At 69.8% G+C, this 25004-nt stretch carries 21 protein-coding genes and 1 pseudogene; 11 read left to right on the forward strand and 11 right to left on the reverse strand.

The annotated features are described in order from the left end of the window. From QMK34_RS26490 to QMK34_RS26500, 3 genes and pseudogenes are all read right to left on the reverse strand, one after another. Positions 1-609 (reverse strand): annotated as a pseudogene (locus QMK34_RS26490) (DUF58 domain-containing protein); the annotation flags it as partial. A 16-nt stretch (positions 610-625) separates the two neighbouring features. Next, complete coding sequence (locus QMK34_RS26495) at positions 626-1585, reverse strand: AAA family ATPase (RefSeq protein WP_326417116.1); 960 nt, start codon at positions 1583-1585, stop codon at positions 626-628. After that, positions 1582-3492: a fibronectin type III domain-containing protein gene (locus tag QMK34_RS26500; RefSeq protein WP_326417117.1), complete on the reverse strand. Its 1911-nt coding sequence runs from the start codon at positions 3490-3492 to the stop codon at positions 1582-1584. Before QMK34_RS26500 ends, QMK34_RS26495 begins: the two co-directional genes overlap by 4 nt. A 136-nt stretch (positions 3493-3628) precedes the next feature. On the opposite strand from QMK34_RS26500, the gene QMK34_RS26505 reads away from it, so the two are divergent. Further along, the gene (locus tag QMK34_RS26505; protein ID WP_326417119.1) at positions 3629-5089 is read left to right on the forward strand and encodes an AfsR/SARP family transcriptional regulator; all 1461 of its coding nucleotides are present in this window, start codon (positions 3629-3631) and stop codon (positions 5087-5089) included. Positions 5090-5189: 100 nt separating this feature from the next. Here QMK34_RS26505 and QMK34_RS26510 read toward each other — a convergent pair whose 3' ends face one another. Further along, positions 5190-5648 carry a carboxymuconolactone decarboxylase family protein gene (locus QMK34_RS26510; protein WP_326417120.1) on the reverse strand — a complete coding sequence of 153 codons (459 nt, stop codon included), beginning with the start codon at positions 5646-5648 and terminating at the stop codon, positions 5190-5192. Between the two features lie 131 nt (positions 5649-5779). Here QMK34_RS26510 and pcaB point away from each other — a divergent pair, with 131 nt between their 5' ends. From pcaB to QMK34_RS26525, 3 genes are all read left to right on the forward strand, one after another. Continuing rightward, positions 5780-7135: a 3-carboxy-cis,cis-muconate cycloisomerase gene (pcaB, locus tag QMK34_RS26515; protein WP_326417122.1), complete on the forward strand. Its 1356-nt coding sequence runs from the start codon at positions 5780-5782 to the stop codon at positions 7133-7135. Positions 7136-7216: 81 nt separating this feature from the next. Then, the gene (locus tag QMK34_RS26520; protein WP_326417124.1) at positions 7217-8179 is read left to right on the forward strand and encodes an SCO0930 family lipoprotein; all 963 of its coding nucleotides are present in this window, start codon (positions 7217-7219) and stop codon (positions 8177-8179) included. A gap of 244 nt (positions 8180-8423) precedes the next feature. Further along, positions 8424-9359, forward strand: coding sequence for a hypothetical protein (locus tag QMK34_RS26525; protein ID WP_326417125.1), 936 nt, complete (start codon positions 8424-8426; stop codon positions 9357-9359). A gap of 51 nt (positions 9360-9410) precedes the next feature. On the opposite strand, the gene QMK34_RS26530 is transcribed toward QMK34_RS26525, so the two are convergent. After that, positions 9411-10616, reverse strand: a complete 1206-nt coding sequence (locus QMK34_RS26530) for an alpha/beta hydrolase (RefSeq protein ID WP_326417127.1) — start codon at positions 10614-10616, stop codon at positions 9411-9413. Between the two features lie 382 nt (positions 10617-10998). Here QMK34_RS26530 and QMK34_RS26535 point away from each other — a divergent pair, with 382 nt between their 5' ends. Continuing rightward, positions 10999-11847 (forward strand): SAM-dependent methyltransferase, encoded by an 849-nt coding sequence (locus QMK34_RS26535; RefSeq protein ID WP_326417128.1) that lies wholly within the window; start codon positions 10999-11001, stop codon positions 11845-11847. A gap of 89 nt (positions 11848-11936) precedes the next feature. Continuing rightward, positions 11937-12407 carry a hypothetical protein gene (locus QMK34_RS26540; RefSeq protein ID WP_326417129.1) on the forward strand — a complete coding sequence of 157 codons (471 nt, stop codon included), beginning with the start codon at positions 11937-11939 and terminating at the stop codon, positions 12405-12407. A gap of 4 nt (positions 12408-12411) precedes the next feature. Here the strand turns inward: QMK34_RS26540 and QMK34_RS26545 are convergent, their stop codons facing one another. After that, the gene (locus QMK34_RS26545) at positions 12412-13353 is read right to left on the reverse strand and encodes a patatin-like phospholipase family protein (RefSeq protein WP_326417130.1); all 942 of its coding nucleotides are present in this window, start codon (positions 13351-13353) and stop codon (positions 12412-12414) included. 119 nt (positions 13354-13472) lie between these two features. Here QMK34_RS26545 and QMK34_RS26550 point away from each other — a divergent pair, with 119 nt between their 5' ends. From QMK34_RS26550 to QMK34_RS26560, 3 genes are all read left to right on the forward strand, one after another. Further along, positions 13473-14024, forward strand: coding sequence for a PadR family transcriptional regulator (locus QMK34_RS26550; protein ID WP_326417131.1), 552 nt, complete (start codon positions 13473-13475; stop codon positions 14022-14024). Beyond that, a complete protein-coding gene (locus QMK34_RS26555; RefSeq protein ID WP_326417133.1) occupies positions 14021-16039 on the forward strand; it encodes an NADPH-dependent 2,4-dienoyl-CoA reductase in 2019 nt (672 codons plus the stop codon). Before QMK34_RS26550 ends, QMK34_RS26555 begins: the two co-directional genes overlap by 4 nt. Positions 16040-16108: 69 nt before the next feature. Continuing rightward, positions 16109-17077, forward strand: coding sequence for a prephenate dehydrogenase (locus tag QMK34_RS26560; RefSeq protein ID WP_326417134.1), 969 nt, complete (start codon positions 16109-16111; stop codon positions 17075-17077). Positions 17078-17135: 58 nt separating this feature from the next. Here the strand turns inward: QMK34_RS26560 and QMK34_RS26565 are convergent, their stop codons facing one another. After that, positions 17136-17360: an antitoxin gene (locus tag QMK34_RS26565; RefSeq protein ID WP_326417135.1), complete on the reverse strand. Its 225-nt coding sequence runs from the start codon at positions 17358-17360 to the stop codon at positions 17136-17138. 52 nt (positions 17361-17412) lie between these two features. Continuing rightward, the gene (locus QMK34_RS26570) at positions 17413-19380 is read right to left on the reverse strand and encodes an FUSC family protein (protein WP_326417136.1); all 1968 of its coding nucleotides are present in this window, start codon (positions 19378-19380) and stop codon (positions 17413-17415) included. A gap of 73 nt (positions 19381-19453) precedes the next feature. Here QMK34_RS26570 and QMK34_RS26575 point away from each other — a divergent pair, with 73 nt between their 5' ends. Together QMK34_RS26575 and QMK34_RS26580 are read left to right on the forward strand one after the other, a co-directional pair. Beyond that, the gene (locus tag QMK34_RS26575) at positions 19454-19909 is read left to right on the forward strand and encodes an SRPBCC family protein (RefSeq protein WP_326417137.1); all 456 of its coding nucleotides are present in this window, start codon (positions 19454-19456) and stop codon (positions 19907-19909) included. A gap of 307 nt (positions 19910-20216) precedes the next feature. Continuing rightward, positions 20217-20825 carry a polysaccharide deacetylase family protein gene (locus QMK34_RS26580; RefSeq protein ID WP_326417138.1) on the forward strand — a complete coding sequence of 203 codons (609 nt, stop codon included), beginning with the start codon at positions 20217-20219 and terminating at the stop codon, positions 20823-20825. A 6-nt stretch (positions 20826-20831) separates the two neighbouring features. On the opposite strand, the gene QMK34_RS26585 is transcribed toward QMK34_RS26580, so the two are convergent. From QMK34_RS26585 to QMK34_RS26595, 3 genes are all read right to left on the reverse strand, one after another. Then, positions 20832-23234: a CHAT domain-containing protein gene (locus QMK34_RS26585; RefSeq protein ID WP_326417181.1), complete on the reverse strand. Its 2403-nt coding sequence runs from the start codon at positions 23232-23234 to the stop codon at positions 20832-20834. Positions 23235-23483: 249 nt separating this feature from the next. Continuing rightward, positions 23484-23966 carry a carboxypeptidase regulatory-like domain-containing protein gene (locus QMK34_RS26590; RefSeq protein WP_326417139.1) on the reverse strand — a complete coding sequence of 161 codons (483 nt, stop codon included), beginning with the start codon at positions 23964-23966 and terminating at the stop codon, positions 23484-23486. Next, a complete protein-coding gene (locus tag QMK34_RS26595) occupies positions 23963-24568 on the reverse strand; it encodes an RNA polymerase sigma factor (RefSeq protein WP_326417140.1) in 606 nt (201 codons plus the stop codon). Before QMK34_RS26595 ends, QMK34_RS26590 begins: the two co-directional genes overlap by 4 nt. Positions 24569-25004: the final 436 nt, after the last annotated feature.

Below are 25004 nucleotides of genomic sequence, written 5' to 3' on the forward strand. Positions count from 1 at the left end.
CCCTCCCTCGACGCCAGGGGTGTACTCGCGGACGTCCTGCAGATCGACCGCGCCGCGCAGCGCGTCGTCGGTGGTGGCGCCTTCATGGTGATGACGTGGGTGGCCGTCGACGAGCGCGCGCGCCGCGAGCCGCCGCGGGTGCACCCACAGCGTCGCGGTCTCACCCGTGGGCACGCGGTGGGCGGCCAGGCCGAACGGATCCGAACGCAGCAGCGTCAGCGGTCCCACCTCGGCCTTCCCGCGTTTCGCCGTGGCCAGCTCATAGTGATAGACCGCCTCGCCGCCCGCGGGCAGGCCCCGCACCTGGACAGTGCGGACGCCGCCGTCGGACTGGTCCGTGGCGAGGAAGGCGGCTTGCCGCTTGTCGGTGGGGTTGCGCACCTGGAGCCGGGCCACGGCGGGCTCCCCACGTTCCACCCGATCGGGGTAGACCGAACGACGCACGTCGACGCGGACCCCCCAGATGGTGACCAGGACGGCCGAGACCACGGCGGCGAACAGCACCACGCCCAGCACCCACAACACCGGATAGCCGCCAAGGTAACCGGCGACACCCAGCAGCAAGGAGAGCGCGAGCACGGCGCCACCGCGCCGGGTCAACCGCCACATCTGTTCGCTGTCCCCGTCACCGGCCGGCGGTGCTGATCGCGGGCGCGGGGGTGGCGGCCAGCACCTCACGCACGACTTCGGCCGTGCCGAGCTGGTTGAGCTCGGCGTCCGCGGTGAGGATGAGCCGGTGCCCGAGCACCGGGACGGCGACGTCCTTGATGTCGTCCGGGGTGACGAACCCGCGGCCGTCCGTGGCGGCCAGCGCCTGCGCCGTCCGGACGAGCGCGATGCTGCCGCGGGGGCTCGCGCCGAACCGCACCATGGCGTGCTGGCGGGTCGCGGCGGCCAGGCGTGCGGCGTACTCGACCACGCCGCGCTCGATGTGCGAGTGCCGCACCTCCTCGATCGCGGCGCTCACCATGGCGACGTCGACCACCTGCGGCAGGTCCTCCGGGGTGACCCCGGCGCAGTCGCTCATGATCACCAGCACCTCGGACGCGAGGTCCGGATAGCCCACCGACAGCCGCATCAGGAACCGGTCGAGCTGGGCCTCGGGCAGCCGGTAGGTGCCCTCCATCTCGATCGGGTTCTGCGTCGCGACCACCAGGAACGGCCGCGGCACCTGATGCGCGACCGAATCCACCGTCACGCGCCGCTCCGCCATCACTTCGAGCAGCGCGGACTGCGTCTTCGGGGTGCCTCGGTTGATCTCGTCGGCCACCACGATGTTCGCGAAGATCGCGCCGGGGTGAAAGGTGAACCGCTCGTCACGCTGGTGGTAGACGGTGACGCCGGTGATGTCGCCGGGCAGCAGGTCGGGGGTGAACTGGATCCGGTTCCACTTCCCGTCGATGCTGCGCGCCAGGCAGCGCGCGAGCGTCGTCTTGCCGACACCCGGGACGTCCTCGATGAGCAGATGTCCTTCGGCGAGCAGAGCGGCCACGGCCAGCCGGACCAGCTCCGGCTTGCCGCGGACCACCTGCTGCACGTTGTTGCCGATCAGCGCCGAGACCTCCCCGGCACGCGTCCTGCTCACCCAGCACTCCAAGTGATCGTGTTGGACCTGACACTGCCGTCGTCAGTGGCGACGTAGACCTTGTCCCCGGCTCCGGGATAGTAGAAGGCATCCGTCGAAGCTGTGCCATCCGCTTCGATCAGCACTCCACGGCCCGTGTTGCCGTAGTCCGGGTTGGTCGAGTACGGCTTCAGATTGACCATGGTGCCGGGGGTGAACCCGCTCAGCACGATGTGCATCCAAGCGCAGTTCGGTGACGGGCACTGGTTCTGGTCACCGTTGTAGGACGGGCCCCGCGAAAGGACCAGCTTCGGCTTCGGCAGGGCGGGCCCGTCCACGGTGGTCGTGGCCGCCGGACCGCGGCCGGCGCTGTTCTGCGCCATGACGATGATCGTGTAGGTGATCCCGGCGCGCAGGGCGGGAATCGTCCGGGAGAGGGTGCCGCCCGCAACGGTCACCGAGCCGGAGCCCGTCCCGGAGGACGGCTTCCAGGACACCACGTAGCCCGTGATGGCCGCACCGTTCGCGGCCGCCGCGCCCCAGGTGACCTGCCCGCTCGTGCCCTGGAGCCGGGCCTTGAGGTTGCCAGCCACGCCGGGCGGGCTCGCCGGGATCGGCTTCTGCACGGGCGGCGACGGCACCGGCGGCGGCTGGGCGGGTGGCTGAGGCTTCTGCACCGGCGGCTGCGAGGTCTGCTTCGGCGGGTTGTCCTTGCGTACGTCCGGCTTCGCGGGCGGCTGCTCGGTCTTCGGCGGCACCTGGGACACCGGTGGCTCCTGCGAAACGGGCGGAACGACCGGGGTCGGCTGCACCGGCGAGGTGGTCGGCGTGGGCGGCTTGTCAGCGCCCGCCACGGGCACCGGCGTGACCGCCCCGGCGGGGTCGACCACCATGACGTGCTTGGCCTCGCCGCCGTCGACGTACACCCGGTCGTCGTCGCCGCGGACCAGCCGGGGCTCACCCGATTCCGCCGGGATCGCCGTCTTCTCCCGCACGGTGCCGTCGGGGCCGTAGGTGAGCACGTTGTTGTGCGTCAGGTCGAGCAGGACCACGGCGGACGAGCTCGCGGTGGGCCCGGCGTACGAGCCGTCGGCCAGTGAGATCGTGACGGGGGCGAGGGACGGGCGGCCGGTGTCGAGGCCGCTGGCGTCGACGAAGACCAGGCGGCGCGCGGCCGGTTCGAGGATCGCGATCCGGCCCTCGGCGGCGCTCAGCGCGATCTTCGCGGCGGGGGAGACGTCAGTGTTGATCTTGACCGCCTCGCCGAGGCCGTCACCGCTGATCAGCCGGAGTTCGTCGGCGGTGGTGTCGACGAAGACCGCCTGCTTGCCCACCACGGTCAGTGCCCCGTCGTGGCCGGTCGGCACGGTGATCGGGCAGTTGACCTGGCTGGCGGACTTCGGCAGCTCGCACAGCTTGCCGGTGGCGCGCTGGTGCAGCCAGAGCGTGCCGTCGGGGGTGGCGACCGGCTCGCCGAGCGCGCCGCCCGCGTTGATCGTCTCGAACTCGCTGCCGGTGCGGACGATCTGGCCCGCCTCCTTGTAGACCACGTACGGCCCGCCGGTGGCCTCGACCAAGGAAGGCAGCTCGCCGGTCGGCGCGGCGACCGACTTCTCCACCGACAGGTTCGACTTGCCGAACTGGGTGATCCTCGACCCGCCGAGCACGAACCCGCTGGTGTCGCCCTGGACGACCTGGCTGTTCGGGTCGAGGCCGTCGATCCGGACCTGGTTGTCGACGACCTTGGCAGCGCCGTCGATGTGGAAGACGATGCCCAATGCCGCGTTGCTGATCCAATGGCCGGACTGCGCGAAGCGGAGGCCGCCGGTCGGATCGGCGGCGCCGGACACGGCCACGGTCACGGCCGTCACGCACACGGCGACCAGCGCCACCAGCGGCAGCCGTCGGCGAAACCCCTTGTCGGTCACGGTCCGAGCATAGGCGAATCCGCTCCAGAATTGATCCATCAGGCGTACACCGGTGCAGCATTCGCCTGCTCAGGGCTGTCATCGGAACCTCATGTGCCCGGCGCGACCATGGACGCCATGGGGAACGGGGAGTGACATGGTGCTCTTTCGGATATTGGGACCGCTCGAGGTGCTCGGCCACGACGGGTCCGCGCGACGGCCCGGCGCCGGGAAACCGGCCACCGTGCTGGGCGCCTTACTGCTGGCACCGGGCACCTGGGTGAGCGTGGACAGGCTGGTCGGGCTCGCCTGGCCGGGAACGGCACCGCCCACCTCGGCGGAGGCCAACCTCAAGACGTACGTGTGGCAACTGCGGCGCCTGCTGCCCGAGCACGCCGACGGTTCCCGCATCGAAAGCGGCTCCGGCGGATACCGGCTGCGCCTCGACGCCGGTGAGCTCGACGCGGACCAAGCGGCCCGCCACTTCGCCCACGCCCGGCTGGCCACCGCCGCCGGCGACCACGAAACCGCGCTCGACCTGCTGCAGCGGGCATTGCGGCTCTGGCGCGGACAACCGCTGGCCGGGTTGGACTGCCTCGCGGGTGAGGCCGTCGAACGGCTCGGCGAGCTGCGCGGTCAGCTGCGGGAGAGTCTCGCCGAGACGCAGCTGAAGCTGGGCCGCACCGCCGACGCGGTGGCCACGCTGCGCGTGCTGACCGCGGAAGATCCCCTGCGTGAGGACGCTTGGGCCCGGCTGGTCCGGGCGCTGCACACCATGGGCAGGCCCGCCCAGGCGCTCGCGGCGTATCACCAGGCGTACCGGCTGCTGGCCACCGAACTGGACGTCCGGCCGGGACCCGAGCTCACCGAGGCGCTCCGGCTGGTGCGCGGGGACCGGAGTCCGTCCGCACCTTCACCGCGCCGCGAACTCCCGCGTGACGTGCCGTGGTTCACCGGCCGCGACGAGGAACTCCGCGCCGTGCGTCGCGCCTGTGGCGACATCGCGCCGGTGATCGTGGTCGATGGGGAGGCCGGGACGGGCAAGACCGCGTTCGCGGTGCACGCGGCCGGGCTGGCGCCCGAACGGTTCCCGGACGGCCAGTTCTTCGTCGACCTGCACGCCCGCGACCGGCTGACCCCGCTCGAGCCGTTCGACGTACTGGGCCGCCTGCTGCGCGGCCTGGGCCTCCCGACGGCCCTCGTCCCGTCCGAGGTGGACGAGCGGGCCGCGCTGTGGCGCTCCGAACTCGCCTGCCGACGGCTCCTGCTGGTCCTGGACGACGCGGCGAGCCGCGAGCAGGTCGAGCCGCTGCTGCCGGGAACGGGGTCGAGCGCGGTCCTGATCACCACCCGCGACCGCCACTGGCACGTGGACGGCGCCACCCGGCTCCACCTCGGCCCGCTGCCCCCGGCCGAGGCCGTCGAGCTGTTCCGCGCGGCCGCCGGGAACCGCTGCGGGCGCGACGACGCCGCGTCCGTCGCGAGGATCGTGCGTTATTGCGACGGCAGGCCGCGGGCGCTGCGCGACCTCGCGGCGACCCTGCAAGCAAGTCCTCAGTGGACAGTCCAGCGGCTCGCCGCCGGGCTCGGCTGCCAGGAGCACGGGAAGATCGCCTGACCCCACCCCCAGCGATCTCCCGGCGCCCACCCCAGTGTCAGGAAAGGGTCTTTCAGGACACTTTTCGTCATGAAAGACCCTTTCCTGACACTTCCGAGCCTCAGCCCCACGTGACGCCTGCCGGTTCCCGGATCGTGGCGTTGAGGCGGTTGAACAGGTTCGTGGTGGCGATCCAGAGGATCAGCGCCGCGAGCTGCTGCTCGTCGAAATGGCCGGCGACGGCGTCCCAGATGTCGTCGGGGACCGCGTCCGCCCGGTCGGCCAGGCGGGTCATGGCCTCGGCCAGTGCGAGCGCGGCGCGTTCGCCGTCGGTGAAGTAAGGCGCCTCGCGCCAGGCGGCCACCGAGAACAGCCGTTCGTCGGTTTCGCCCGCCTTCTTGGCGCTGAGCGCACCGCCGGTGACGCAGACGCTGCACCCGTTGAGCTGGCTGGTCCGCAGGTGGACGAGGTCGAGGGTCGGCTGGGGCACACCGCCCTTGCCGGTGGCCTTCAGCAGCGCCTGGATGGTCTTCATCGCGTCCGAGAGGACCGTCGCCGGGTTCTTCATGCGTGCCTGCATCGTCCGTGCTCCTTCGTTTCGATCCGTCCTCCCCCTGACGGATCGAAACGAAGGAATGTGACCGGCGTCCGGCGGCTTGCCGAGACCGCCGGCTCAGCCAGCGCCCGCTCGGGGCATGCGATGCTGGCCGCATGGACGCCGATCCCGACTCCGGTCTGCTTTCCCCGGTTCGCGCGGGCACTCCGGCCGAAGCCGCGACGGGCGACCTCGCCTGGGTGCAGGCCATGCTCGACGCCGAGGCCGCGCTGGCCAGGGGCCAAGCCCGGCTCGGCACGGTTCCACCGGAAGCCGCGGCGGCCATCACGGCGGCCGCGCGCGCCGAGCGGGTGGATCTGGTCGCGCTGGCCAGGGGCGCGCGGGAGACGGCGAATCCCGTGGTCGGGCTGGTGAAGGCGCTGAGCGCCGCCGCCGGGGAAGCCGCCGAGTACGTCCACCGCGGCTCGACCAGCCAGGACATCTTCGACACGGCCATGATGCTGGTCGCCGATCGCACCCTCCGGCTGCTCGACGCGGACCTCACGGCCGTCGCCGCCGCGCTCGGCGAGCTCGCCCGCGAGCACCGCGACACCACGATGGCGGGCCGCACCCTGACCGCCCATGCCGTGCCCACCACATTCGGGCTCAAAGCCGCGGGCTGGCGTCAGCTCGTGCTCGACGCGGGGGTGCGGGTCCGCCGGGTGCTCGACGGCGGATTGCCCGTGTCGCTGGGCGGCGCGGCCGGGACTCTCGCGGCCTACCTCGAGTACGCGCGGGTCGCCGGGGTCGACCGGACGGGGTACGCCGAACGGCTGACCGCCGCGTTCGCCGAGGAGACCGGACTCGCCGCGGGTGGGCTGCCCTGGCACACCCTGCGCACCCCGACCGCCGACCTGGCGGCCGTCCTCGCCTTCACCGCCACCGCGCTCGGCAAGCTCGCGGTCGACGTCCAGACCCTGGCCAGGACCGAGATCGCCGAGGTCAGCGAGCCCACCGGGGGTGGTTCGTCGGCGATGCCCCATAAACGCAACCCGGTGCTCGCCACGCTGATCCGCTCGGCCGCGCTGCAGGTCCCGGTGCTCGCCGCGGGCGTCACCCAGTCGGTCGTCGCGGAGGACGAACGGTCCGGTGGCGCCTGGCACGCCGAGTGGCAGCTGCTGCGCGAGTGCCTCCGGCTCACCGGCGGCGCGGCGCACACCGCCGTCGAGCTCGCGAACGGACTGGTCGTGCACGCCGAGCAGATGCGCGCGAATCTCGACGCGACCCACGGCCTGATCGTGTCCGAGCGCCTCTCGGCCGTCCTGGCGCCCCGCCTCGGCAAGGCCACCGCCAAGGAGCTGCTGGGCAAGGCGTCGGCACAGGCGTTGCGAGAGGGCCGTTCGCTCGGGGACGTCCTCACCGAGGTCCTCGACCCGGACGAGCTCGAGGGCCTGCTGGACCCCGCGGCGTACACCGGGGCCGCCGGACAGCTGGTCGACAAGGCACTCGGAAAACAATCCAAGTCCGGTTGAACCGCTTCTCCGGAGCGTCCGTGTTAGGGGTACAGCCAGCCCGCGCAGGCCGCGGATCCCCACGGATACAAGGAGAATTCCATGCTTCGCACGCGTCTCGTCCTCTCCGTCGCAGCCGCCGCGGCAGGACTGACACTGCTCAGCGCCTGCGCCGGTGGCGGCAGCACCCCGGCGCCGGCCGCGCAGGTCGTCCCGGCCGGTTCCGGTGGCGGTAACGCCGCCGTCCAGGCACCCGCCCAGGCTCCGGCGGCCGAACCGACCAAGCTCGCCGTGGCCGAAGCAGGTGGACTCGGCCAGGTGCTCACCGACAAGGACGGGATGACGCTGTACCGCTTCAACAAGGACACCGCGAAGCCGCCGAAGTCCACTTGCGACGGTGACTGCGCGAAAACCTGGCCCCCCGTCACGAGTCGCGGCGAGGTCGAGGCGACTGGGGTGGACAAGAGCCTGGTCGGCAAGGTGACCAGGGCGGACGGCAGCGAGCAGGTCACCGTCGGCGGCTGGCCGCTGTACAAGTTCTCCAAGGACACCAAGGCCGGTGACACCAAGGGCCAGGGCGTGAGCGGCACCTGGTACGCCGCGAACGCGAAGGGCGCCAAGGCCGGTCCCGAGGCGACGAAGCTCATCGCGGGCAACGTCGACGGTGTCGGCCCGGTGATCACGGACAAGGAAGGTTTCACGCTGTACCTGTTCACCAAGGACACCAAGAAGGCCACCAAGTCCGCCTGCGAGGGCGACTGCGCCAAGACCTGGCCCGCGGTGCTGGCCAAGGGCAAGGTCGAGCTCGAAGGCGTCGCGTCGAAGCTGGTCTCCAGCATCAAGCGCGCGGACGGCAGCGAGCAGGTCACCGTCGGCGGCTGGCCCGTCTACCGCTACGCCATGGACACCCAGGCCGGCGAGGCCAAGGGCGCGGGCGTCAAGGGCACCTGGTTCCCGATCGAGCCGAACGGCTGCAAGTCCGGCACCACCCCGGCCGCGAGCTCCTCGGCCGCCCCGTCGACCGCCGCCGCGCCTTCGAACTCCGGTTACGGCAGCGGCTACTGATCCTTCATTACTCCACAAAGGACGAAGCCCGGCCGTCACCTCCCGCGACGGCCGGGCTTCTTTGTGCGCCAAAACGGTTCGGTGCCCGCCCGCCTTCCAGACCGATGATTTGTGTCGCGATACTGCTTGCCCGCAGGGCCCAGCAGCGTCCCGACTTACCCCCTGAAACGTGACCCATCCCACAAAGTCGACCAGTTTTACCTGATTCAGCGAACTCGATCGGGTGAACTCGACAAGTCAAGGCATGCGCAAAGTGAGCGGCATCCTGCTGGTGGGGCTTTGCCTGGGCGCGGTGGGAGCCATGGTCTTCGTCCCACAGCTCAAGACTGCTTCCCCCCGTCCGATCGCGATCACGGCAATGGCGTCACCGAGTTCCCCGGCGCCCCCGCCCTCGCCGTCGCTCACACCGGAACCAAAACCGAAATCGGACTCGTCGGCGAGTTCCGTACCGCCGGAACCCCAGCAGGACGCGCCGTCGGCGCCGGACAAGGCCGCGCTCGACGCACTGGTGCCCGGCGGCAAGGTCAGTGCCATCGTCTTCGACCGGGTGACGGGCAAGACGACGCTTTCGGTGCGCGAGGACACGGCGTACACCTCGGCCTCCTTGGTCAAACTGCTGATCGCGACCGAGGTGCTCACCTCGGGCACCACGCCGGCCGCCACCGTCGGGCGCATGCTTTCCCACAGCGACGACAACATCGCGAACGCCCTGTGGGTAGTCGGCGGCGGACCGCAGATCGTCACCCGGTGGGCCTCCCGCATGGGCCTGACCTCGACCAGGGCCCCCGCCGATCCCGGACGCTGGGGCGACACCCTGATCACCGCGAGCGACGTCGTGCGGATCTACCGCTACCTGCTGGACGACGCCCCGGCCTCGATCCGCACAACCATCCTGACCGCCCTGCGCGGCGCGACCGAACAGGGTGCCGACGGGTTCCGTCAGTACTTCGGCATCCCGGACGGCGCCGACGGTCTGCAGTGGGCGGTGAAGCAGGGCTGGTCCTGCTGCCGGCCGACCCGGATCTTGCACACCAGCGGCTTGCTCGGGCAGTCGGACCAGTCGGACCGGTTCGTCGTCGCGGTACTGACCTCGCAGCCTCAGTCCGTCAGCTACGCGACCGGCTCGCGCCGGGTGACCTCCGTGGTCAGCGCGCTGCACCCGCTGCTCACGCAACCCTGACCACAACCGACCCAGCGGAATCGCCTGTGAACCCAGTACACAGGCGATTCGCTACTCGACCATGTCCACCAGCGCGCCCTGGGCGCCGGTCTGCGGCAGCGGCCACGGGCGGACGTCACCGGTCAGCGTCGCCCGGCTGGTCAATTCCGTGCTCGTCCCGGCGAGCCGCTGGCCGAGCCACGCGAGGACGTCGGGGATCTGCGTCTTGAACGCGTTCATGTTGTGCCCCGCGTCGGCGAGCACCCACGAGGTCAGCTGGGTAGGCGGCCGCACCGCCTTCTTCATCTGCGCGATCGACTGGCTCTCGTTGTTCTCCTTGTCACCGGCGATCGCGAGGATCTCGACCGGCGACGGGTGCTTGGCGAGGTTCATCGTGATGTTGTTGGCGTCCGCGATGTCCTGCCTGCCCTGGAACAGGTTCTCCGTCTCCTTGTCGATCGAGGCCTTGTCGTACCCGCTCACGCTGGCCGCCAGGCCGTACCACTGCGGATGTCGGGTCACCAGGTTCATCGCGCAGTAGCCGCCGGAAGACCAGCCCCCGATCGCCCACGACCGGCGATTGGGGCTGACTCCGAGCTTCTTGATCGCCCAGTTGCGCAGGTCCATCGTGAGGAACGTGTCGTTGGCCGCGCCATTGACCTCGTCGACGCATTCGGTGTCGTGGCCGACCTTCGGGACCCCGGTCGGGTCCGGCATGATCACCACGGTCGGCGCCAGCACGTGTTTCGCGATCGCGAGGTCGAGCTGCTCCGGCAGGTGGTAACAGCAGATAGCGACCTCGGGCCCGGACGGGTAGTTCGGAATCCATTCGATGACCGGGAATTTGAGGTCGTGATAGGCCTTGTCGTAGTACTGCGGCGGAAAATACACCGACACGTTGCGCGTGATGCCGGTCCGATCGCCTTTCACCGTCAGGGTCACGATCGAACTTTTGCCCTCTTTCGCGCGCATTTGCCCGGCATCGCGAAATTTGTCCAGGTCGTCGCCGTTGTCACCGACGTTGGTGCCCTCGGCGTTATACACCTGCGTACCGAGCAGCGCGCCGAGGCTCGGGAAGAACCCGCCGATCATGTTGCCCGCCATCGCGGTGCTCACGATCACCAGCACGACCGCGAGCAGGGTGGTCGCGCTGCGGCCGACCTGCTTGCGCTTCCAGCGGTCCCAGAACCACGGGACGGCGACCACGGCCAGCAGAGCCAGCACGGCGACCACGATCATGTTGACGGTCGAGTCGAGCCGGATCGCGCTCAGGTGCATGGGGTCTCGTGTTCCTTCCGGGCGCGCCGTACACACGCCTTATTGCGCAGGACTCCGCCTGCCGGAAAGACGTCCAGCAGGTCACCTTTGTTGTACCGCGTGACGGGCATCACACGGCCAGGACAGTGGAGCCCCCGAGGGGCGGTACCGATTCCGGCGGCGTCGAACGCGCCGCGCTTCCTCTGTTCGTCTTCATGATCGCGGCGAGTACCGACCGTGTTTCACCCAGTGCGGTGAGCATCACAAACTCGCGAATGAATTCCGCCGGTGTCGCACACCCGCGCCACCGAGCTTAGCGACGCGAGCGGCCTCGTCCGCACGCAGGACTCCTGGCCCGTCGACGGGCCGCTAACATCGGGGTACTGAGCACGGGGGGACGACGATGCTTGATCACGACGATGCCTTGAAGGCGGTGGAGAGCAGCCTGGACCGCCCTTCCGCGGCCCGGGTCTACGACTATTTCATCGGCGGGAGCACCAACTACGCCATCGACCGGAACTTCGCCGAGATGGTTCGCCTGCGGCTGCCGCTGATGGGCGACTACTGCCTGACCAGCCGTCAGTTCCTCGGCCGCGCGGTCCGTCAGTGCGTGGGCGCCGGGATCACCCAGTTCGTCGACATCGGCTCCGGCCTGCCGACGGCGGGCAACGTGCACGAGGTCGCCGACGAGGTCCGTCCCGACGAGGACACGCACGTCCTCTACATCGACAACGAACCGATCGCGCTCGCGCATTCGACCCTGCTGCTGGCCGATACCGCCGACCCGGCCCGTCACCACGCGATCGCGGCCGACTTCCTGCAGCCGGAAGACCTGTGGGATCGGGTGTCCGCGTCGGGCATCATCGACGTCGACCTGCCGATCGCGCTGGTGATCAACGCGGTCATGCACTTCGTCAAGGACGACCAGGACCCCGACGCGCTGCTGACGTTCTACCGCGAACGGCTGGCGCCCGGTTCGCTGCTGGTGCTGTCGCAGATGACCAACGAGAACCCGGTCAACGAGGACGAGCGCCAGGCACTGGTCGATCTGCTCGAGTACTACGAGACCACGACGAACCACGGTTTCCTGCGCACGAAGGACGAGTTCTCGCGGTTCTTCGGCGGCTGGCCGATGCTCGCCCCCGGCCTCGTCTACGCGCCGGCGTGGCACCCCGACGAGCACACCGTCTTCGCCGGATCGCCCTCGGAATCCCGGGTCATCGGCGGCGTCGCGCGCAAGCCCGCGCCGTGATCCACACCCGGGTTCCATCCTGGGGTTGAGGCTTCGAGCGGAGCGCGCGGGCACCGTGGTGGCAGTCGGTCACCTCGGGAGGAACACTCGTGAACAGCTCGGTCAACATCCTCGTCGGCCTGGTCGTCCTGGTCTGGCTGCTGTCGCGGCAGGTCCAGAAACGGCTGGTCCAGCAGGACCGCAAACCGGCGGTCCTGCTCATCCTGCTCGTGCTCGGCGCCCTCCAGCTGACGACATTGTTCAAGGACAGCCGCCCGGACGCCACGGTGATCGTGCTGGTCGTGGTCAGCCTCGCGATCGCCGCGGGGTTCGGGGTGGTCCGCGCTTACACCGTCAAGCTGTGGCGCGCGGACGGGCAGCTCTGGCGGCAGGGCACCTGGGTGACGCTCGTGCTGTGGATCGCCGCGATCGGCATCCACTTCGGCATGGACTTCGTCATCGACGGCGCGAGCGGCACGAAAGGCATCGGCAGCGCGTCGATCCTGCTCTATCTGGCAGTCTCGCTCGGCGCACAGCGGCTCGTCGTGCAGTCCCGCGCAAGCCGGTTAATCCGCGCCTGAGGGATCAAGACGCTTCGCTGCGCGGGGTCCCCAACTCGCCCAACGCGGCGAGAACGGCATAGCGACCGAGAAGCACCGCGCGCCGCAAGACCAGCGGATCGCGCTCGATGGCGCCCACATCCGGCGATTCGAGCGGCGGGCGGATGCTCAGGATCGCGTCGTCGTGCGCGAGCGCTTCCTCGTCGGCGAGGTCGCGGGCGTACTGCTCGCGCCACGCCTCCACCGTGCCGGGCGCGAACCGCCGCAGATACCGGGGCACCACCACGTCCTGCACCCGCGGCGGCCGCACCGGAAGCTCGTCGGCGCGCCGGGTGCGCAGCACCACGACGTGCGTCGCGCCCTGTTTGACCGCGGTGTGGAACGGGAGTGGCTCCGACATCCCGGCGTCGACGAACCGCCGCCCGCCGAGCTCGATCGGGCGACCGGCCAGGATCGGGATGCACGCGGTCGCCTTCATCGCGAGTTTCAGCGTGTCCGCGTCGACGATGAACGGGTTCAGGTCCGTCGACTCGCCGGTGTCCGCGTCGGTGCCGAGCGGGTGGTAGGTCACCGGGCTGGCCAGGATCGCCGGGAAGTCCATCGGTTCGAGCCGCGAATAGACCTCGTAGACGAGGTAGTCGGTGTCGACGACCGGACGGCCGCGCAAGGGACCGAGCGGGTTCATCACCCGCCGCATCACAGCGGGGTTCCACCACGACCGCATCCCCGTCGCGGACCGTCCGCACAGCAGCCAGGCGCCGTTCAGCGCCCCGGCCGACGAGCCGTAGACCGCGTCGAACGCGGGCAGCACGCCGAGCTCCTCCAACGCCAGCACCATCCCGCTGGAGTAGGTCCCGCGGCTGCTGCCGCCCTCGATCGCGAGCGCGAGGCGCTGCCCGTCGGTCCGCTTCCCCGGCAGGCTGCTGTCCCGCATGCGCTCCGCGATCAGCTTCAATACCTCTTGCACACCTTTATTCAACTCCCGTCGCGCCACCGAATTCCCCTGCTCGTGACCCCGGGCCGGGTGATCCGCCAAGCGATATGCGTCTCGTTGCACTGCAACTAGGTGCATATAATGCTGAGACCATGGCACTGGAACACGCGATCCTGGTCTCGCTGTCCGAGCGCACCGGCTCGGGCTACGAGCTCGCGCGCCGGTTCGAAAAGTCGATCGGCCTGTTCTGGAGCGCCACCCACCAGCAGATCTACCGCGTGCTCAAGCGCATGGAAGAGGCGGCCTGGGTCGGTGTCGACCTGGTCGAACAGTCCGGTAAGCCGGACAAAAAGGTCTACACGGTCAGCGAGCCGGGCCGCACCGAGCTCGCGCGCTGGCTCGCCGCACCCGATCCGTCGTCGAGCACCCAGGAGCTCGCCGTGAAGATCCGCGGCGCTTCGCTCGGGGACACCGCGGCCGTCGCCGCGGAGATCGCGCGTCACCGCGACACCCACGTCGAACGCCTCGACGTCTACCGCAAGATCGAGAAACGCGACTTCCCGGCGCCCCGCGGGCTCGACGGCCGCCCACTGCACCAATACCTCGTGCTGCGCGGCGGCATCCGCGTCGAAGAGGGCCAGGTCGAGTGGTTCGAAGAGGTCCTCCAGGCACTGTCCCACCACCACACGAAGGACGGACGATGAGCCACTACCCGAACCTGCTCTCCCCGCTCGACCTCGGTTTCACCACCCTGCGCAACCGCGTGCTCATGGGCTCGATGCACACCGGCCTCGAGGACAAGGCCGCCCACTTCCCCGCGCTCGCGGAGTACTACGCCGAGCGCGCCCGCGGCGGCGTCGGGCTGATCGTCACCGGCGGGTTCGCGCCGAACAAGACCGGCTGGCTGCTGCCGTTCGCCTCGAAGCTGTCGACCCCCGCGGAGGCGAAGGCGCACCGGCAGCTCACCGCGCCGGTGCACGAGGCGGGCGGCAAGATCGCGCTGCAGGTCCTGCACGCGGGCCGCTACTCGTACAACCCGCTGAGCGTGTCCGCGTCGAGCATCAAAGCGCCGATCAACCCGTTCCGGCCGCGCGCTTTGACCGGCTACGGCGTGCTTCGCCAGATTCGCGCCTTCGCCGATTGCGCGGCTCTCGCGCGCGAAGCGGGGTATGACGGCGTCGAGATCATGGGCTCCGAGGGGTACCTGATCAACCAGTTCCTGGCCGAACGCACGAACAAGCGCACCGACGGCTGGGGCGGCTCGCCGGAGAACCGCCGCCGGTTCGCGGTCGAGATCGTGCGCCGGACCCGGGAGAAGGTCGGGCCGGACTTCATCATCATCTACCGGCTCTCCATGCTGGACCTCGTGCCCGGCGGCCAGCGCTGGGAGGACGTCGTCTCCCTCGCGAAGGACGTCGAGGCGGCCGGCGCGACGATCATCAACACCGGTATCGGCTGGCACGAGGCCCGCGTGCCGACGATCGTCACCTCGGTGCCGCGCGCGGCGTTCACCTGGGTGACCGGCAAGCTGAAGCCGCACGTCGGCATCCCGGTGGTCACCTCCAACCGGATCAACATGCCCGAAGCCGCCGAAGAGGCGCTGGTCAGCGGAAACGCCGACCTCGTGTCGATGGCGCGGCCGTTCCTGGCCGATCCTGAGTGGATCAACAAAGCCGCGAGCGGGCGCGCGGACGAGATCAACACGTGCATCGCGTGCAACCAGGCGTGCCTCGACCACGCGTTCAAGCGCAAGCCGGTGTCGTGCATGGTGAACCCGCGCGCCGGGCACGAAAAGACCTTGACGCTCACGCCGACGCGGCGCGCCAAGCGGATCGCCGTCGTCGGCGCGGGACCGGCCGGGCTCGCCGCCGCGACCAGCCTCGGCGCCCGCGGGCACCACGTCGAATTGTTCGAGGCCGACGACGAAATCGGCGGTCAGTTCGGGATCGCCCGCCGGATTCCGGGCAAGGAAGAGTTCGCGGAGACGATTCGGTACTACGCCCGCCAACTCGAGCTCACCGGGGTCAAACAGCACCTCGGCACGCGGGTCACCGCCGCCGAACTGGTCGGTGCGGACTTCGACGAGATCGTGCTGGCCACCGGCGTCGCGCCCCGGCTGCCGTCGATCCCCGGCATCGACCACCCGAAGGTGTTGTCCTATGTGGATGTCGTCAAGCACGGCAAGCCGGTGGGAGCGCGGGTCGCGGTGGTCGGCGCGGGCGGGATCGGGGTCGACGTCAGCGAGTTCCTCACCCACCAGGACTCGCCATCGCTGGACCTCGGCGCCTGGATGACCGAATGGGGCGTCACGGATCCGGAGCAGGCCGCGGGCGGGCTGGGTGTGCCCCGCCCCGAGCCGTCACCACGGCAGGTGTTCCTGCTGCAGCGCAAGAAATCCGGGATCGGCTCCGGCCTCGGCAAGACCAGCGGCTGGGTGCACCGGGCGGCACTGAAGGCGAAGAAGGTCGAGCAGATCCCCGGCGTCGGGTACGAGCGGATCGACGACGCCGGGCTCCACTTCAGCGTGGACGGCCGGCAGCGCGTGCTCGACGTGGACACAGTGGTCATCTGCGCGGGTCAGGAGCCGGTGCGCGAGCTCGCCGGCGAGCTGCGCGCCGCCGGGATCCCGGTGCACCTGATCGGTGGCGCGGACGTTGCCGCCGAGCTGGACGCCAAACGGGCCATCGACCAGGGCACCCGGCTCGCCGCCACCCTCTGACGCCCGCCCTGCCGATACACAGCGTGCCTGCCCTGTCACCACGGTTGCGCGCACTGGCAGGATGAACTCGTGCGAGACGTATGCGTGATCGGGCTCGGTTTGATCGGGGGGTCGCTGCTGCGCGCCGCGGCCTTGGCGGGACACACCACCTGGGGGGCGGCGGTGTCCGAAGTGGACGCCGACGCGGCCAGCAGGGCCGGCTTCGACGTCACCACAGACGTCGAAGCGGCGTTGCGGAGGGCGTCCGAACAGGACGCGCTGGTGGTGCTGGCGGTGCCGATGCCCGCGGTGGAGGACCTGCTGCGGCAGGTCGCCGAACACGCGTCGCACTGCCTGCTCAGCGACGTCACCAGCGTGAAGGGTCCGATGGTCGACGCGGTCCGCCGCCGCGCGCCGTACACCCGCTTCGTCGGCGGGCACCCGATGGCGGGCACCGCCGAGTCCGGCTGGACGGCCGGGGACCCGGCGCTGTTCCAGGGCGCGGCCTGGGTGCTGGGCGTCGAACACGACACCGACCTGGCGGCGTGGGCCGAGGTGGCCCGGCTGGTGGTCGGCATCGGCGCGCACGTCGTCCCGCTGCCCGCCGACTCGCACGACGAGACGGTCGCGCGGATCTCGCACCTGCCGCACCTGTTCGCGGCCATCCTGGCGACCATCGGCGCGCAGGGCGGCCCGGTCGCGATGTCGCTGGCCGCGGGGTCGTACCTGGACGGCACACGGGTCGCGGGTTCGAGCCCGTCGCTGGTGCGCGCGATGACCGAAGGCAACCGCGACGCCCTGCTCCCGATCCTGGACGAAGCGCTGGGCAGGCTCGGCGCGGCGCGCGGTTCACTGGCGTCGACGGGCGGCCTGGCGGCCACGATCAACGCGGGCTACGAAGGTTCGCAAGCGTTTGCGGTCCATCGCGACCTCGAGTTCGCCGGGGTCCGGGTCGACCTGACCGCCCCCGACGCGCGTGAAGGCCTGGTCGCACTCGGCGAGCGCGGGGGCCGGATCATCGCGATCGACGGCGAAACCGCCATCGGCGAGGTCAACTAGCCGCCGAACGCGTCGACCTCGAACCTTCACCGGAAAGTTCGAGGTCGGATCGCGGGGGTCAGGCAGGCGGTGCGGCCGGCGGCGGCTGCTCGTCCGGCTTGTCGTCCTGCCGGTCCAGGAAGCCCTTCGCCTTCGCGATGCCGCCATCGATCTGCTGATCGTGCCCGGAGAACTTGGACTTCGCGAAGTCACCGGCCTTGTCGAGGCCCTCGCCGATCTTGTCGCCATGCTCCTTCAGCGCGTCCTGCGCCTTGTTCTTCAGCTCGTCGAAGTTGATGCCCATCTGAGAACTCCTTCCAGGGGTTGCCACGCGCCCCCATCCAACCGCACTCGGCTCAGGCACGCCTGTGATAGGGCAGGAACCGGCGGACCAGGCGCAGCGGGACCCGTTCGACCAGGTCGGGCCCGCGCACCGCGTCGAAAGCCGACCCCAGCTGATCGACGACCCCGGACAGCTGTTCACCATCGGGCATCGGCATCGACGCGGGTTGACGCTGCTCCCGGATCGAGGCCGCGAGCTCGGCGAGTGCTTCGGTCAGCAACCCGACGTCCGCAGGATCCGGCGGCGGCGCACCCCGTTCGACGGTCACGCCGACCTCGGTGACCGCGTCGGCGACCCGTTCCAGCCCCGCGATCACCGGCCACCACGCGACCGCCTGCCTGCCGTTCGCGGACGGCTCGACTACCACCTGCTGGAACGCCGTCCGCAGGTCGGCCAGCGCCCGGTAGGCCAGCCGCCGGGCACGGGAACGGTCCAGTCGTGCTTCACCCGTGCGGGTGGGCACCAGCGCCCTCTGGACGTACGTCGCGACGGTGTCGAGGCCGTCCGCCAGCCGGCCACCGACCTGAGGCCTGCGGCTTCCCGGCCAGAGCAGATAACCGACGATCAGCACGATCGCGCAGCCGAGGACAGTGTCGATCAGCCGGGCCCGCACCACCGCCCAATTTCCGTTGCTGGCCAGGTCCATCTGCAGAATGATCAACGGCGTCACAAACGCACTGAGAATTCCGTAGTTACGGACCTTCCCGACGGCGATTCCGCCAGCGAACACCGCGATCAGCACCACCAGCACCCACCCGTGCGCGCCCAGTCCCAGCACCGCCGCGCCGACGCCCACCCCGACCACGGTGCCGATGCCACGCAGGACCGCCCGCCCGAACACCGAGCCGAAGTCCGGTTTGAGGACGATGCCGACGGTCAGCGTGATCCAGTAGGACCGCTCGAACGGCACGAGCAGTCCGACCACTTCGGCCACGAGCACACAGACGGACAGCCTCAACGCGGCAAGCCAGGTGAGTGGCCCGGAGGCGAGGGAACCAGCCCATTCCCGCAGGCGCCGGTACCACGGCGCGGGCTTGCGACGCTGCCGATCGTCGCCCTTGCCGATGCGCCTGAGCCCGGCGTACAACGCGCCGAGAACCGCGTCGGAGTCCGACTCGGGCGGCTCGGGCGCCCTCGGCAGGGGTGCGCTGGCCATCACCGCCGCCGACGCCCCGGCGAAGTAGTCGATCACCTCGTCCGGCGCCTCACGCCCGGCGTTGACCATCGCCACCGAAGCCTCGACGGCAGGAGTGCTCGCCGAAAGCAGGTTCAGCAACTCCCGGTAGGTCGCGTCCCGGCCGGAAAGCCACGATCTCGCGGTGAGCAAGCGGTCGTACGCGGTGTTCATGGCCGTCGTGAGCTGGTGGCGTGCGACGCGAGAGATCGCTTCGTCCGACGCCGAAAGCATTGCGGCGAGCTCGATGTAGACGTGCGCGACAGCCGTGCGTTCGGGGCTGGTCGCGCGGACCGTCCACGTCACGAGCGCGACCAGGAGGCTCCAGGCGGCGCCGATGAAGAAGTAGCCCATCAGCAGCTCGACCCGCAGCCCGGTGGCGTGCTGGCCGGTGCCGAGCACGCAGAACACGAACATCTGGAGCCCCGCGACGGACGCGTTGCTGCCGGCCGCGCTGATCAGCGCCGAAACCGCGGCGACCAGGACCACCGCCGGCACGGACGCAGCTGGCACACCGCCGGTCAGCAGTCCGACCAGGTATCCGGCGGCCGCCGCCGCCGTCGCACCCCCGAGCCGACGCGCGCGGTAGCGGTACGGACCGGCCGACTCCGACAGCACCGGCGGCAGTGCGCCGGTGGAGATCAGCGCACCGACTCCGATGTCGCCCAGCGCGTAGCCGACCGCCAGCGGAACCGCGAGCGCGATCGCCGCGCGGGCGACCATGTTCCAGGGCACCGGCACGGGCTTGCTGCGCAACAGCTGGACCAGCCAGTGCGGCGCGGCGATTTCGGGACGCGTCGTGCTCACCTCCCTATCTTGACCTATCGTTCGCCAAGAGATTAGTTATCGTTGTGCCAATTAGGACGCCACGGGAGGCTCCATGACCGGCAGGACCTACTCCTTCGAGGTCAACCGCACGAGCACCGCACCCCCGGCTGTGCTGTTCCGGCTGGAAACCGACGGCGCGCGTTGGTCGGAGTGGGCGAAACCACTGATCCTGCAGTCGTCCTGGGCCCGTCGCGCGGACGCGGCGCCGGGCAGCGTCGGCGCGATCCGGGCCGTCGGGCTGTGGCCGGTGCTCCTGCGCGAAGAGACGCTCGAATACGAACAGGACCGCCGCCACGTGTACACCTTCGCCGGGCGACCGGCGCCGGCCAAGGACTACCGCGCCGAGGTGTTCTTCACGCCGAACGCGACCGGCGGCACGAACCTCCGCTGGACGGGTTCGTTCACCGAGGCCCTGCCCGGCTCCGGACACGCCGTGCTCACGGTGATGCGCTCAGCGATCCGGATGATCTCCGCGCAACTGGTCAAGGCAGCGGAAAGCGGCGCCTGAGGACAGTGCGCCGCACCACAGTTCATAACTGAAAGCAACTCACGTCCATCCGAGAACGTCCCTCTTTCGAGGGTAAGGAACGTTTCAATCCTTACCCTGTCCGAGAAATGGGGGACGCGGAGTGACGATGACAACACGATCGGGTACACGCTGGTTAGTTACCGCGGGGTTAGCAGTCATAGCCCTGACGCTCTCCGCTTGCTCCTCACCGACGCCGCCCCCGGCGCCCACTCCCCAGCAGAACGAGCCGAACCCCGCCCCCGGTGCCGCCCCGGCGCCCAGCTTCAGCGCCCCCTATCCGTTCGGCGTGGTCCAGCAGAAGGCCGAACCGGTCGCGAACAGCATGGTGCCGGTCGTCCGCCGGATCCAGACCGACAAGCCGTACGTGTTCATCACCATGGACGACGGCGCGATCAAGGATCCGGACGCGCAAAAACTCATCCAGGCGTCCGGCACCCACCCGGTGCTGTTCCTGAACCAGAAATACGTCAAGGGCCACGAGGCGTACTTCAAGGCGATCCTCGATTCCAGCGGCGCGACGCTGGGCGACCACACGATCGACCACCCAGACCTGCGCGGCAAGCCGTTCGAGTTCCAGCGCAAGGAGATCTGCGACGACGCGGACGACTTCCAGCGTGAACTCGGCCAGCGGCCGTCCCTGTTCCGCCCACCGTTCGGCGTCTACGACCAGACGACCCTGCGCGCGGCGGCGACCTGCGGCATGCGGGCGGCGGTGCTCTGGTCGGCGTCGGTCAACGACGGGAACGTCCAGTTCCAGGTCGGCGACAAGCTGCGGCCGGGAGACATCGTCCTGATGCATTTCCGCAAGACGTTCACCGAGGACTACAACGCCTTCCTCGCCCAGGCCAAAAAGGACGGCCTGACCCCGGTGCCGCTGCCCGACTTCCTCGGCTGACCGGGCTCACCCAGCGCCGAGACAGAGAAACGGCCGCCGCAGCGGATCAATGGCAGTGGCCTGTGCCAGCGCGAGCGCGGGCGGAGTGCCGGACGCCAGCCGCTGGTGCAGGTCGGACATCGCCTCGGCGGCCGCCCGGTCGCCGACCCTGGCGATCGCCCCGATGACCGTGCGCGAACCGCTCGCGAGCAGCGTCCCGGCGAAACCGAGCGCCTCCTCACCGGGCCGGATGTGACTCATCGCCAGCTCACACGCGGCCAGCACCACTCGCTCCGGCGGGTTCGCCAGCCTGGTCGTCTCGTGCGCGAACAAGGGCCCGTCGACGAGCTCGAGCCGGGAGAACAGCGCGTTCGCCGGTTCGTGCGCGCCGTGGGCGACCAGGTGCGCCATCCCGCTGCCCTCCAGGGCGTCGAGCACCGCCCCGCTGGTCGCGCGTGCCCCGTCGATCAGCCGGGCGTCCGGGTACACCGCGCGCAGATTGCGCACTTCGCCGACCGAGCCGGGCACACCCGGCCCACCGGCGAGCAGCACCGGCCCGGTCGCCGACCGGTTCGACGCCGTCACCCACGCTGTCGCCGACGGCGCGATGGAAACGGGATGCCCACGCAGCGACGGCAGCGCGCCCCATGGCAGCGCGTACAACGGCCCGATCGGCACGATCACCAGGTCGCGGTCGCCAAGTGTCTTCGCGAGCGACGCCGAGATCAGCTGGTCCAGTTTGTCGGCACGCCGCCGCGCCGACGCGGCGACCGCGTCGGCCAGCGGCTTCGGCAGGTAGTCGGGCGCCAAGGCGTCGAGATCGGCATGCAACTGCTTCGCGGTCTCGATGATCTCGGCGAGCGGGCCGAGCTTGAGCAACTGGAACCGGCCGCTGTCGACGACAACCGCATAGAGCCTGTCCCGATAGCGCGTGAGACTCACCAGCACCCGGTCCCCGAGCCGCTCGACGACCTCCTCCGGCGTGCACACCGGCCGAGGCTTGCCCCACTGGCTCGTGTACCAGCCGAGCCTGCTCGCCTCGTGCCGCAGTTCGGCGTAGCGCCGTTCGAGCGCGTCCACCGAATCGCCCGAGAGCCGGTTGAGCTGGATGGTGCGCTGTGCCCGCCGCATCTCGGTGATGTGCTTGGCCAGCACCGGATCCTCGATGATCGGCAACGGCTCGTAGCGGTAGACCTGCGCCCGCGTCCGCTCCAGCCAGGCGAACAGCCGTTTGGCGCCCGCCCCGTTCCGGCGAGCCTTCTTGAGCACCTGCGTCAGCGCGAGCCTGCCCAGCTCCTGACCATGCACGGCGGTGCCGCACACCAGGTCCAGCCCGCCCATCCGGTCGCGGATCCGACCGAGCTCGATAAGCCCCGCACGAGCCTGCGCCAAGGCCGATCGGGGCCGATCGGTGGCCATCGCGAGCTCGGCCCGGCACAGCCGGAGCAGCATCCGGTGATCAATCGGAGTGGTCTCCCGCGGCTTGGGCACCTTGGCGAGCAACGCCTCCGCCTCCGAGACGGCGTCGCGGCGCAGGTGCAGCCGGATCGCCAGCAGGCGGGCCACTGACGTCTCGTCGCGCAGCCCCAGCTCGGAGAGACGTCCGGCCAGCTCGGCGAGTTCCCTTGGCAACCGCGGCGCCGGCCTGAGGTCCTTGTCGGCCAGCACCTTCACCGCTTCCGCCCGCAGCCGGGTGAGCGCGGCGATCTCGGCCCACCGCATGTTGCCTCGGCGCAGGAACCGCCGGCGCGCGTCGCTGGCCAGCTTCCGGGCCAGCGCGAACTCGCCCTCCAGAATCGCCGCGGCCGCCCGCGCGACCTCTGCCTCGGCGATGTGCTGGACGGAACCGTCGCCGCGCAACGCGAGCAAGGCCTCGTCAAGGTGGCGAGCGGCCTCCTCGGAAAGTCCGGCGGTCAGCAACGCCCTCGCCTGATCCAGCCGGACCAGAGGGAGCGAGCCGGGCCCCATCTCGGCGAAGATTCGGGCGGCCTGTTCGTAGTGGCTCAGCGCCGCGGGAACGTCTCCGACCAGCTGGGCGTGGTCTCCGAGGTTGTGCCGAACCTTGCCTTCGAGCGTCCGGTGCCCGTGCTTGATGGCCAGCTCCAGCGCCCGGCGCAGATCGGCGAGCGCGGCCTCCGGATTACCCATCTGGACGTGGACCAGCGAACGATTGCTGAGATTCCGGGTGAGCAGCAGCCGGTCATCGCTGGTCTCTGCTTCAAGGCTCGGCAAGACAGCGTCGTAGAAGACGAGCGCCTCTTCCAGCCGTCCGGCCCGCATCAGGACGTAGGCGCGCTGCAGCCCGATGACGAAGCGAAGCAAGCGGCGCGGCGCCTCACCAGCAGGAAGACGCAACCGGACGTCTTCAGCTGTGTCGAGATGCGCGAGCGCCGCTTCGGTCGAGCCCATCTCGCCTTCGGCGCCGCCCATGGTGATGTAGACCCGGACCCTGACCTCGAGACGAGTCGAGGTCGCGTTCTCCAAGGGGCCGAGCCGGTACAGCGCTTGCTGCAGGAGTCGCTTCGTCGCACCAGGACGGTGGTCGGAGTTGGCCACGGTCAAGGCGCGACGATGGAGGTCTGCGGCCGCCACGGCAACAGGATCGACAGGAGGAAGCGGCACAGACACGCACCCTATGGGAGCACACCCGCGCTACGTGACATAACGCCCGTCCGGGTTCTAGAGAACAACCGTAGGGGTAACAATCGTCCGCCGGCACGAAACGTCACCGAGGTGGACGAGGATCTGTGTCGTCCCCTGCGGCACGTTGTCGAGCACGAACCTGCCGCCTTCGTCGGCTGTCGTCGAAGTGGTCCCGTGCTCGGCCACCCGGACCTCGACCCCGTATTCGCCCGCGGGCACGAGCCAGCCGTCGATGCGGTGAAGCTTGCCGATCTTGGTCAGGTTGATCATCACGGTGAGATCGCTGACGGTGAAGGTGATCGTGCCGGTGTCGCCACTGCCCCGTACCCCGGCCTGCGCGTCCATCCGCTCCCAGCGCGCGACCTCGACATCGAGGTTTTCGAGCGCGAGCGCGAATTGGACCCGCTGCACCAGATCGTCCGGTGGCGGGTCCAGTTCGTCGAGAAAACGTCCGATGTCGGCCAGCAGTGCCTCATCGTCCGGCGAGGTCTTTCCCCCGGACGTCCCGATGTCGTTCATCGGCTTCCCCCTTCATGGGCCAGCAGGTCGCGCAATGAATCGAGGCAACGACCCCTGGTCGGTCCGACACTGCCGCGGGGCATGCGGAGTGCTTCGGCGACCAGCTGGTATTCGGCCCGTCCGGCGAGGACGGTCAGCCGCAGCAGCTGCTGACAGCGATGCGGCAACCGCACGAAGGCACGCCAGACACGACGGTCGCGATCCGAACGGATCGCTTCGTCCTCGGGCGCCGGTTGCGTGCTCGGCATCGACTCGGCCAGCTCATCGCTCAGCGGCACAGGCTGTATCCGGCGACCGAACGGATGCTGCGCTTCACGCCTGGTCGTGGTGATCAGCCACGCGGCGAGCGCTTTCGGGTCTCGCAACTTGTCCAGCTGGCTGAACAACGCGAGCCACACCGTCTGGACGACGTCCTCGGCGATCTGACGGTCGAGACCGTTCGCCCGCGCCACATGCCAGACGAGCGGGGTGAGCTCGTCGACCAGTTTGTCCATAGCCTGACGGTCGCCTTCGCGAGCCGCGTGCATACAAGCAGCATGCAGCTCGGCGCCGGTCAGGCCTTCCCACGGCGGGTCTACCTCGGCGGTTTGCACGTCGCTCACCGTATCTGCCCCACTTCGGAAAAGTCTTCGAGTCGGCGTTGGCAGTATCGCCGTTCCCTTGGGGAGCGGGAGCGTGCAGGAGGATCTGGGATACATATGTCACTTACTTGTTGGTCACTCGTACGGATTAAGGGCAGGAAGGGCACCGGCCGGCGCGGCAGGTGTGGGCTGCGCACCGACCGGCGTTCCCTCCCCCGGGTCCGCTCCCCAACGGACCCGCTCCGGGCGTCCCCCTCCCCAAGGGCGCACCCGGTGACGACAGCCGACAGCCCCCTCGGCTATCGGACGTCGCCCGTTCATCGGTTGGTTAGTCATGGTCAACAGGACGTGCGCGGGATCTACACACCATTACAGGAGCACCCCGAACACGCCCAGATACCGTGATCGAAGTCTTTTTCACAAGGCTTCGCAGCAAGCCCTGGCGCCGAAGTCGGCC

Source organism: Amycolatopsis sp. H20-H5 (assembly GCF_035828755.1).
Taxonomy (GTDB): domain Bacteria; phylum Actinomycetota; class Actinomycetes; order Mycobacteriales; family Pseudonocardiaceae; genus Amycolatopsis.

Bases quoted from the DNA above. Each gene is read 5' to 3' on its own strand.
- pcaB (WP_326417122.1), top strand. From the start codon at position 5,780: ATGGACGCCGATCCCGACTCCGGTCTGCTTTCCCCGGTTCGCGCGGGC.
- QMK34_RS26530 (WP_326417127.1), bottom strand. From the start codon at position 10,616: ATGCACCTGAGCGCGATCCGGCTCGACTCGACCGTCAACATGATCGTG.
- QMK34_RS26505 (WP_326417119.1), top strand. From the start codon at position 3,629: ATGGTGCTCTTTCGGATATTGGGACCGCTCGAGGTGCTCGGCCACGAC.
- QMK34_RS26555 (WP_326417133.1), top strand. From the start codon at position 14,021: ATGAGCCACTACCCGAACCTGCTCTCCCCGCTCGACCTCGGTTTCACC.
- QMK34_RS26525 (WP_326417125.1), top strand. From the start codon at position 8,424: ATGCGCAAAGTGAGCGGCATCCTGCTGGTGGGGCTTTGCCTGGGCGCG.
- QMK34_RS26575 (WP_326417137.1), top strand. From the start codon at position 19,454: ATGACCGGCAGGACCTACTCCTTCGAGGTCAACCGCACGAGCACCGCA.
- QMK34_RS26535 (WP_326417128.1), top strand. From the start codon at position 10,999: ATGCTTGATCACGACGATGCCTTGAAGGCGGTGGAGAGCAGCCTGGAC.
- QMK34_RS26550 (WP_326417131.1), top strand. From the start codon at position 13,473: ATGGCACTGGAACACGCGATCCTGGTCTCGCTGTCCGAGCGCACCGGC.
- QMK34_RS26590 (WP_326417139.1), bottom strand. From the start codon at position 23,966: ATGAACGACATCGGGACGTCCGGGGGAAAGACCTCGCCGGACGATGAG.
- QMK34_RS26520 (WP_326417124.1), top strand. From the start codon at position 7,217: ATGCTTCGCACGCGTCTCGTCCTCTCCGTCGCAGCCGCCGCGGCAGGA.
- QMK34_RS26585 (WP_326417181.1), bottom strand. From the start codon at position 23,234: ATGGGCGGCGCCGAAGGCGAGATGGGCTCGACCGAAGCGGCGCTCGCG.
- QMK34_RS26565 (WP_326417135.1), bottom strand. From the start codon at position 17,360: ATGGGCATCAACTTCGACGAGCTGAAGAACAAGGCGCAGGACGCGCTG.
- QMK34_RS26510 (WP_326417120.1), bottom strand. From the start codon at position 5,648: ATGCAGGCACGCATGAAGAACCCGGCGACGGTCCTCTCGGACGCGATG.